General features: G+C 61.7%; 1 protein-coding gene. It reads right to left on the minus strand.

Annotation, left to right across the window (positions count from 1 at the left end; translation table 11 throughout):
- On the minus strand, positions 1 to 472 hold a 472-nt coding region (locus VSR72_RS44050; protein WP_342958423.1), incomplete at both ends, for an ABC transporter transmembrane domain-containing protein.

The following is a 472-nucleotide window of genomic DNA, read 5'->3' on the forward strand; positions in this document are numbered from 1 at the left end:
TGTTCGTGGGCGGCAAAAGCGCGCACGACGCGGATGCCGCCGAGATTCTCCTCCATGATGCGGGTCAGCACCGAAAGCCGCTCCTGCAGGTCGAGCCAGGTGGCACGTAGCCTGAGCTGCGTCACCGAGGAGCACCAGCCAACGAAGGGCACGAAGCTCAGCGCCAGAAGGCCGAGCAGGACATCGGTCGACAGCAGCATATAGGCGCCGATGCCGATCAGGATCGACAGCAGGATCATCCGGACGAGCGCTGTCGAGAAATACATGCGCACGCCTTCGAGATCGAGCAGGCCGACGGTGATCAGGTCGCCGGAATGCACGGTGTCGTGAAAGCTGAAAGAGAGACGCTGGATTTTCTCGTAGCAGGCCAGCCGCAGCTCGTAGCCGATGTGATGGCCGACGGCTTCGCTGTAATAGTTCTGCACCATGGTGAAGAGGCCGCGCAGCACACTAGCGCCGAGCAGCAATAGTG

The organism is Paraburkholderia sp. JHI869 (genome assembly GCF_038900775.1).
In the GTDB taxonomy this organism is placed as follows: Bacteria; Pseudomonadota; Gammaproteobacteria; order Burkholderiales; family Burkholderiaceae; genus Paraburkholderia.